Annotated in this window: 6 protein-coding genes and 1 pseudogene; all 7 read left to right on the top strand. The window is 37.7% G+C overall.

Going from position 1 to position 9,993, the window contains the following annotated elements:
• Window positions 1-91 precede the first annotated feature (91 nt).
• Entirely contained in the window at window positions 92-1,213 is a 1,122-nt protein-coding gene (locus tag ABYK33_RS10210) for an exonuclease SbcCD subunit D (protein ID WP_373033083.1), read from the top strand.
• On the top strand, window positions 1,197-3,566 hold the full coding sequence (locus tag ABYK33_RS10205) for an AAA family ATPase (RefSeq protein WP_373033081.1): 2,370 nt from the start codon (window positions 1,197-1,199) through the stop codon (window positions 3,564-3,566). Before ABYK33_RS10210 ends, ABYK33_RS10205 begins: the two co-directional genes overlap by 17 nt.
• The gene (locus tag ABYK33_RS10200; protein WP_373033080.1) at window positions 3,567-4,616 is read left to right on the top strand and encodes a ComEC/Rec2 family competence protein; all 1,050 of its coding nucleotides are present in this window, start codon (window positions 3,567-3,569) and stop codon (window positions 4,614-4,616) included. It begins immediately after the preceding gene.
• Entirely contained in the window at window positions 4,613-5,878 is a 1,266-nt protein-coding gene (locus ABYK33_RS10195) for an ABC-three component system protein (protein ID WP_373033079.1), read from the top strand. The genes ABYK33_RS10200 and ABYK33_RS10195 overlap by 4 nt, the downstream gene beginning before the upstream one ends.
• A complete protein-coding gene (locus ABYK33_RS10190; protein ID WP_373033078.1) occupies window positions 5,853-6,395 on the top strand; it encodes an ABC-three component system middle component 1 in 543 nt (180 codons plus the stop codon). The genes ABYK33_RS10195 and ABYK33_RS10190 overlap by 26 nt, the downstream gene beginning before the upstream one ends.
• Complete coding sequence (locus ABYK33_RS10185) at window positions 6,392-9,484, top strand: hypothetical protein (RefSeq protein ID WP_373033077.1); 3,093 nt, start codon at window positions 6,392-6,394, stop codon at window positions 9,482-9,484. Before ABYK33_RS10190 ends, ABYK33_RS10185 begins: the two co-directional genes overlap by 4 nt.
• Window positions 9,481-9,993 (top strand): annotated as a pseudogene (locus tag ABYK33_RS10180) (DUF2779 domain-containing protein); the annotation flags it as partial. The gene ABYK33_RS10185 and the pseudogene ABYK33_RS10180, both read left to right, overlap by 4 nt.

Here is a 9,993-nt window from a genome sequence, read left to right as displayed (position 1 = left end):
TGAAAAAGTTACTTTTTATTGTTTTAAAGTAGAATCAGTAATAACTATCTTTTTATGGACTGTTATGACAAATACAAGAGAAGATTGCTGATTGAAGATAATACATTTTTCCGACACCCACCTCGGCTTTAACGATCTCGATGTTCTAAACGAAGAGGGTGTCAACCAGAGAGAAGCAGATTTTTACGACGCCTTTAAACAGGTCATAGATGCCATCATCGAAATAAAGCCTGACTATGTCATCCACACGGGCGATCTGTTCCACAGAGCAAGCCCTTCCAACAGAGCCATCACTTTTGCGCTGGCACAGCTAAAACGGATAGAGCAGGTCAAAATTCCTCTAGTCATTATTGCGGGTAACCACTCGACGCCGCGCACCTCGACCTCTTCGCCTATATTGCAGGCGCTTAAAACGCTCGACAATGTTCACGCTGTTTTCGAACAGAAGTATGAGACGGTGGCCTTTGACGACGTTATCTTTCATGCACTGCCTCACGTCAATGACGAGCGGATCATTCCCGACGAGCTTGAACGTGTCGAAGCCAGCATTGACAGCAGCAAGAAGAATGTTTTAATGATGCACTGTTCCGTCGGTGCCCACTACCTTATGCATGAGTTCGGGGAATGGGTCTTTCCCAAAGAGAAAGAGTACCTGTTTGAGAAGATGGACTATGTGGCGCTGGGGCATTGGCACGGTTTCGGTTCCGTCGGCAAGCACAAGAATGTTTTCTATGCCGGTTCAACAGAACGTACCAGCAGCAGTGACAAACGAGAGGACAAAGGGTATGTCCTGCTTGAGCTTGACGATGAGCTCGCTATGGAACTTCGTACCATCACACTCCGCAAGTCACGCATCTTTACTATCGACACAGAGCGGTTCGAAGAGGCTGTAGCCGCACTTGACCTGAGCGAGATAGATGATGCCCTGGTAGAGGTGCTCTTGACCAATCTTACCACATCGACCTCTATCGACATTACCAACAGAGAGATCGTCGCACTCTTTGACAAAGCGATGTACGTCAAGGTAAAGCGTGAATTCAGAGCTTCGGAGGGGAGTGCGACACATGACGACATCGAATCCATCTCTTTGGAGTCCTACTTTGTATCGCACATTGTCGAGAGCGTAGAGAACAGAGAGGAGCAGGAGCGTTTGACTGCCAAGGCCAAGGCGCTATTTGCACGTTACGAGGAGGGTGATGATGACGCTCTCTAACATACGCCTTGAGAACTACAAAAAGTATGCGAACTTTAGCCTTGCGTTCGAAGAGGGATTAACGGGGATCATCGGACGAAACGGCAGCGGAAAGTCAACGATCTTCGACGGCATCATCTTTGCCCTCTATGGCGAGGTCAGAGGGCAAAAAGAGAACCTCAAATATGCCAAGGCCGGTGAGAAAGAGAATGTCAGTGTCACGTTGGAGTTCGAGATAGACGGTAAGACCTACAAAGTGGTACGGGAGCTTAGAGGCAAGTCACAAGTGGCCAAAGCCTCTCTTTACCATGACAACGATGCATTACTTAGTGACGGTGTCAAAGAGGTGACGAAGAGCATCTCAAAACTTGTGGGGATGAGCCGTGATGCCTTTATGCACACGGTCTTTGCTTCGCAGAAAGAGTTGACAGCCTTGAGCGGTCTGAAAAACGAAGAGCGCAAGAAGATCATCCGTAAACTCCTAGGGTTGGAGAAGATCGACAAGATAGAGTTGGAGATCCGCGGTGAGCTAACGGACCTGAACCGTGCCATAAAGAGTTTCGAAGAGATCCTTCTCTCCGAGTCGGCCAAAAAAGAGATCGCAGAGCAGCAGGGCACTCTTACCAAGAGCTTTAATGACAAAACAAAAGAGGTCGCTGCCATTGCCGCGTCGTATGAGGCAAAGCAAAAAGAGCTGACGGCACTTACAAAAGAGCTCGAAGCACTCCAAAAGCTCAAAGAGGAGTTTACCCGTCTCAACAGTGAACTGACGCTGCTGCAGCAGAACAAAGTCAACCAGACGCAGAACCTGAGTGTTACAACAGTAAAGCTGCAGAGGCTCAACTCGTTGTCCATACAGTACGAGAAAGAGAAACCGTTAATAGCAGAGTACAGAGCGCTCGAAGAGAAACTCAAAGTGTTTCAGACCCAGAAAGAGATGCGTCTTGTCAAAGAGGGGCTTGAGAAAGAGCAGGTTCTACTTAGAGAACAGTATAAAGAGTTCAAGGACGAGATAAGCGCGTTGGAAGAGAAGGTAAAGAGCAGACCGGAACTAATAGCCAGAGAGAAGAGGCTGAAAGAACAGCACAGTGTCGTGCAGGAGCAGTTAGGTAAGCACGAAACGCTGGAGCAGGGTCTTCGTGCAGAGATCGCAAAACTGCAGGGCGTTGTTGCGGAGACGGAGAAGAGGGTCGCAAAGATTCAGGAGCTCGGCAGAGAGTCAGCCTGTCCAACCTGTACAAGGCCGCTTTTAGATGAGTACGACAATGTCATCAGTGCGCTACAACATGAGATCAGAGACAGCTACACCCAGCAGATAGAGAAGCATCATGGTGAACTCAAAACAGAGCTTGACACAAAACAGAAGCTCTCGGCCGAAAAGACGGCAATAGAGAAGACTATCAACGAGACATCGACCGCACTCAAGATCCTTGCCTCGGACGAAATGACACTGGCCAAGAAAAACGAAGCGTTCATTGGTGTCACGCTTAAAGGCAAAGCAAACAATGAGAAGCTGGAAGCGCTCAAAGAGGCGTCCTATGACGAAAAGGCACACCAAGAGGCGGAAACGTCACGAAAAGGGCTGGAAGCCAAATACAGAGAGCTTATAGGGACGGAGAGCCTTATTAAAGAGATCCCGGCGTTGACAGATGAGGTCAAGAAGATAGAAGCGCTCATAAAGCAGATTGACGCAGATATAAAAGCCAAAGAGACACTCATCAAAAACCACACCTATGACGAGAAACTGCATGTGGCCAAAGCGAAACTTTTTGAAGAAGAGCAGGGCAAGCGTGAGGCGATCAATAAAAGCCTTAGAGAGGGCGAGAAGGTGCTAGAGAGCATCAAGGGCGACATCAAAACGCTGCAAAGCCGCATCGACACCGACACGAAGCAGCGCGTGCAGCTGCAGAGCAAGCTCGACGACAAGAACGACTACGAAAAGCTCAAGTCGTTCATGGCGGAGTTCAAGAACAAGATCAACGCCAAGATCGCCCCGCGCATCAGCCAGCTCGCCAGCGAGATGTACAGCACCATCACCAAGGGGAAGTACCAGCACATCGAGGTGAGCGACGAGTTCGACTTCTTCATCTATGACGAGGGGCAGCGCCACAGCATAGAGCGTTTCAGCGGCGGCGAGATCGACCTCGCCAACCTCGTCCTGCGCATCGCCATCTCAAAGACCCTCGCCGAGCTAAACGGCAGCAGCAGTGTAGGTTTCTTAGCATTCGATGAGGTCTTCGGTTCGCAAGACGAAGAGCGCCGCTTAGAGATCATGGAAGCCTTCCACACCATCAAAGAGCAGTACCGACAGATCTTTCTGATCTCGCATGAGAGCGAGATCAAGGAGATGTTTGAGAAAATAGTGGAGTTATAAATGATAATAGATATCTTACAAGCGGAACATGGGGATGCAATTTTTATTTCATATGAAGAGGATGGAGTAAATAGAAATATTCTCATTGATGGTGGACCGAGTAAAGCGTATACATTTGGAACTAGACCAAAAAGACATGGTGCTTTGAAAAAAAAACTTGATAGTTTAAAAGAGCAAGAAGAACGGATAGATTTGCTAATCCTGACTCATGTTGACGATGATCATATTGGTGGCATTTTAAAATGGTTTGAATCAAGTGAATTTGATGCTGATATGATAAGTAAGGTTTGGTTTAATGCAGGTGCATTAATCAATGAGCATTTTCAACAAAATTTTGAAAATGACAATAGTAAAAAATTAAAGAAATTTGATTCCCCAGATACAAGTATTGGTCAAGGTGTTACATTTGAACAAATGATTTTTCAAAATAACTTATGGGACAGAAAAATCATTAAAATGGGTGATAAACAAGAAGAATTTGGTGCAAAAATCATAATACTTTCTCCATCCGAAGATGAATTAAAAAAGCTGTTAATTAAATGGGAAATAGAAGCTCCAGACACTCTTACATCTGGAAGAGAAAATGATTATGATAAAACATTAGAAGAACTTTTAGAATCAGATGGATTTGTAGAAGATAAATCAATCCATAATGGTAGTTCAATCGCTTTTATGCTGGAACTACAAAATAAAAAGATTCTTTTACTTGGAGATGCATTTCCTAGTGTTGTATTACAAGGTATAATTGATCAAGGCTATTCTAAAGATAATCCTCTCCAAGTTGATTTAGTAAAGTTGTCTCATCATGGTAGCAAGGGTAATACAACCAATGAGTTATTGGAGATAATAGATTGTGAAAAATATGTCATTAGTACAAGTGGAGATAGACATGCTCTTCCAAACAAAAGAACATTGACACGAATCATAAATAAAAAACAAAACTGCAAACTTTATTTTAACTATCCAGAATTAATACAAAAGATTTTTAGAGAAGAAGAGTTGCAAAACTATAGCTTTAATACCTATAGCACCGAGGATTTGACTATATGAGTTTACTTGGAAAATATAAAGAATTTTCAGTCATTGTTGACAATGGAAGTGGTGTACTATTTCAGCCAATGACAGATGACTATACATATGTTTTAACTGCTAAACATAATATTGAGGCTAAAAGTACTGATGAAATTGTTATTAAAAACTGTGAAGGGGAAAATTTAACCATTTTAGAAAAGTATGAACATCATGATATAGATATCGCAATTGTCAAAATAGAGAGAATTATTGGTTTTGTAGGTCCTATGAAACAGATTGAAGTTCCTAAACGGAATGAAAAGTATATTTTATATGGCTATCCTGAAACAAGACGTGAGGAAGAAAATAAATTAAATTATTTTAATCTTGTATTTGGCCATCAAGATCAAAATGATTGTATTCTGAGTAACAGTGATTTTTCTGAACAAAGTGAAATGACTGGCTGTTCAGGTGGTGGCGTATTTAAAGAAGAAAATGAATCGACTTATATCGCAGGCATCGAATATAGAATGGATTCTAGCGCATCTTCTGGTGAAAGTCACAACAGAATACGAATGATTCTGATTGATAAATTTGATGATATCATTAATGCCAATAATGAGAAATTGGCTCCTTTGGTACCTCCGTATTTTGATAATTTTTCTGGTTTATTAGAAGAAATATTTTTGTTACGTGGAATGTCAGATCATAATAAAATTGTGGTACGAAATGAACTTCAATCTATTGCTAAGACACATTTTTTTGACAAAATAAAACCAATAGAGATTGCCGATAAATATGGAAAAAATCTTTTAATTGATAAGCAGAACGAAAGTGAACTTTATAATCATGCATTGTGGGCTATGTACTTAGAATTTTTAGTGCTTTGTCCGTTGATTGATACAAGCAGCCCATTGAATGTTACTGATTTAAATGATATTTATAAAAAACGAAAATTTCTTTTTGCTAAAACAGAAGATTGGACGGGACTAGCAGAACAAATACTACTTTCAGATTTATCGGGCTTAGAAAAAAATGGAATTGTCATTATTGGTTGTGATGGTGATAGAGAACCTACAAGGTGCAAATTGTCAAAAACGGTACTGGAAAACATTGACCGTGTGCTGCCAGGAGAAAGACGTATCGATAGTGGGATTAGCAAACCTTATGAAGATTTGACATTTAAACATATTCATGCAATTCAAAAACAGATGATTGATGATGATGAGTATTTTGATGACGCAGATAGAAACAATGTAGAGGAGAAAATAAAAGATGAACTTTCAAAAGTCTTTTCATAAAATAACGATTGAAGATGTGGATAATTTAAAAGAGCTACATAAGTTGCAGGACATTAAAACATTCAAAATCTCTTTTGGTGGTGACTTTATTGCGGTTTTTGTCCAAAACTCAGGTGAAGAAGCTTTAAAAAACAACTGGCGACGAATTAATAGTTCACTTTCACAATATCTAGATGATTCTTTAGATGATGATTTTTCCAAATGGAACTTGTATGTAATGTATTTAATTAATGGCACTGTTAGTAAGGAACTGCAATACGAAATTGAAAATAATACATTTGCTTCAAGAAAAATCGTGGAAGACAACTACGACAAAGAGTTAACTAATGAAAATATTCAAGCACTTATCGCCTCACATATTGAGTTTAGTGATTTCAATGTAAAAAACAATGAGCCCACTAAGCCTACGGAGTATGCATCTAACTCAATAGTGTGGGAAAAAATCTCAAACTTTGGCGATCTAAATGAAAAAAATATCGATGAGATATTACACTCCATTGAAGAGGCAATAAAATGAAATTTAAAAAAATTGAACTACATGCATTTAGGGCGTATAAAGATAAAGAAAATGGCACCTTCGATTTTACATTACCAGATAATAAGATAGCCAACTTTGTATCTATCTATGCACCTAATGGCTTTGGAAAAACTTCATTTTATGACGGTGTAGAGTGGGGCATGACAAAAAATATTCGAAGATTAATACATAAATCGGAAATTGCAAAAGCAGAACGTGGAGTTGTAGAAAAAATCCATCAACAACGAAAAAAACAATATGTATTAAAAAATAGAGATGCCAATGAAGATACTGTTGGTTTTGTGTCTCTATTTACAACTAAAAATGATCAACCTATCAAGAGCACAATCATTGAGCCATCAAGAGCTGGCGCAACGGATTTTTTATTTAATGACTCAACAACAGAAAATAAATATTTTAGAGATGTAATCTTATCTCAAGATGGAATCGATGCATTTTTGACAGAAGATAATGCTAAAGATAGATATAAAAAATTCATCAATTATTTTGGCGATGAAAAAATAGAAAAATATTATTCACAAATAAACCAGCTACAAAAAAGCAATGATAAAAATACCTCTTTACTCCAAGCAAAAATAGTTGAAATACAAAAAAAATTGCAAATACCAGTAGACAAAGAAGTATTTCAGAATGTCAATAAACAGATAGAAGCGTTGAAAAATTATGGGGAAGATTTCAATGCTATAAATGATGAGTTTAATCAATCACAAAAGCTTCAATTGGATGATCAAATTGACAAAAGAAAGATTGAGATACGAAGCTTATTGGAGGGACAAAATAAATTTAAAGAAATATTATTGAATAAAATGGCTGAAATTGATAGCTATTTCGAGAAAAAAGGTAAATATACAAATTTAGAAAAGAAGATAAAAGCTTTTCAAAAAATTCAAGATACAGCAAAGGCATATGAAAACATAAAACAGAAGATTACTGCTGAAAAAGATCAACAAAAATATTTAAATGATTTAAAAATAATTTTCCCAAACTATGAAACAATCCGTTCTGAAGTCATAGCCAATACAGATGAATTAACAAAATATAAAACTAATTTAATAAATATTTCAAATGAATTACAACAATTCATTAGTGACAACGCCCTTGTATTGGAAAAGAAAAAGCAAGTATCGAAAAATTTAGATGCTGTAAATGAATTAATACGTAATGCACCAAATTTATTCGTAAAAATTAAAGATCTTGAAGATGAGATTTCGCTATCAAGAAAAACAATTCAAGATAAACAATCTCAAGTAGATGAGCTTCAGAAACAAGAGAATAGTTTACAAGAGAGTGAAAAAAAGCAAATCTCAATAATTCAGGCAGCAAAAGAAAACATTTTTTTAGAAATTAGAGAAAATGAAAAGTATAAAGTAATGATTGAAGAGATTGAAACATCATTAGACGAACAACGACTACTTGACAGGAAGCTTTTAGATCTGCAGAGCGAACAAAATAAGCATCAGCAGTTTAATTCAGAATTAAAAAGTTTACTATCACTTGGTAGTAGCTTGATAAATAGCAATCATTTAGATGCATGTCCACTTTGTAGTCAACCATATGAAGCATACGAGAATTTGCAAGAAAAAGTCTTAAATAACTCCATGTTGAATGATATGGAGAAGGAGTTGTTATCCAACAAAAAAGATATTGAAATATCTATTGCAACACTCCGAGATAAGATTAATATACATCAAAAAAACTTGTACACAGCACTGAATAATGACTTGCAAACAATACAGCTTGATTTGAAGAAGATTAAGCACTCTATGAAACAATCAAATCAAAATATAACTGGATTTAAAAAATCGTTACTCAAATTTGAATCTGAATATCAGTTATTACTTATTAAAACAGACAAGTTAACACAAAATGACTTTTTGCTTAAGAAGAAAAAGAGTAAGCATGAATATCAAGCTGAGATTAAAATATTAGATAAGCGACTCAAAGAGTTAGAAGCTTCAATTACGACGAAAAGAGGTGATGTCTCTTTAGTAGAAGTTAAAATCAAAACAATTGAGACGAACATTAACGAATTGACAAGTAAAGATGAATGGAAGAACATTGAAAAGTTCAAACAAGATTTACTGGATGGTATGGACACTCTAATAGAAATCGAATCGAAAATCAGTGTCTGTATAGATAATCATACTCATTATATTGATGAGCAGACGGAGAAGAAGATAAAGCTTGATGAACTGCTTGAAAAAGCTGAAATAAGCACTATAGAAAATTTGCAAGAACAAATTACAGAGTCAAATAATGAAATAGAAGTTCTTGTTAAAGACTTGCAACCATTTGAATCCTATTATCTGGTCCTATTTGAGATAGTACCTGATAACAAAGAGGAAGCGAAAAAGGCATTTGGTACAAAAAATTTAGATGTCGATAAGTCATTAAAAAGAAGTGAAAAAACGTCTGAAATGCTTGATATACTTAAATCTTATGGGGATAATCTGTCCCTATTTATTGAACAGAAAAAATTAATAGTAGAAAAAGATGCACTTAGTAAAGAGGTCAAGTTAAAAAACAAAGTGGCAATTGAGTTAAACAATGAGAAAAAAAGTGTTGAAGCAAAAATCAATAAAGATGTCCAAGCCTTTTTTCATGAAGAACTCATCAATAATCTATACAAAAAAATTGATCCACATCCAGAGTATAAACATGTTAAGTTTGAATGCAGTTTTGATAAAGATGGTGGAAAATTAAATATCTTTGTCAGTGAGGCTGAGAATGAAGAGCCTATTTCCCCAGCGTTATATTACAGTACAGCACAGCTAAATGTTTTGAGTCTTAGTATATTTTTGGCGAAAGCTTTAAACGCCAAAGATGATCAAGGGGAAAATGTAAACTGTATCTTCATAGATGACCCAATTCAATCAATGGATAGTATTAATATCCTAGCAACGATAGATTTATTACGAAGTTTAGTAGTCAATCATAATAAACAAATCATCCTCTCTACTCATGATGAGAACTTCCATTCACTTTTAAAAAAGAAGATTCCGGAACAAGAATTTGGTTCCATATTTATTCGGCTTGAAACCTTTGGAAAAGTAAAAAAAGAATTATGACACTTTCCAAATCCCTCTACACTAAAGGCATCCAATGCCCCAAAGCCCTCTGGCTGAAAAAGTACAACAAAGAGGTGCTAACTCCTCCCGATACAACTGCATTGGCAAGGTTTGAGACGGGCAATATCGTTGGTGATCTCGCCTGCAACCTTTTTCCAAATGGTAAAGAAGTTCCCTACGATAATCAAAACTTTGACGGTATGGTAGAGCTTACAAAGCAGTGGATGGAAGAGGGCTTAGAGTACATCTACGAAGCAACTTTCTTGTTTGATGGCATTCTTGTACTGGTTGATGTTTTACGAAACACGCCAGATGGTGTTGAGATCTACGAAGTTAAGAGTTCTAGTAGTGTAAAAGATATCTATCTGCATGACGTTTCTATACAGCAGTATGTGCTTGAAAGTCTTGGATTTAATGTCATAAGTTCAAATGTAGTACACATTGACACTTCTTACGTTAGAGGTGATGAGCTAGACCTCAACGGTCTCTTTACAATTGCCAACGTCAGT

Origin of the sequence: Sulfurovum sp., assembly GCF_041562805.1 — a bacterium.
Classification (GTDB): domain Bacteria; phylum Campylobacterota; class Campylobacteria; order Campylobacterales; family Sulfurovaceae; genus Sulfurovum.
The sequence above is the reverse complement of the archived record's forward strand: the minus strand, read 5'-3'. Positions and strand labels throughout refer to the sequence as shown.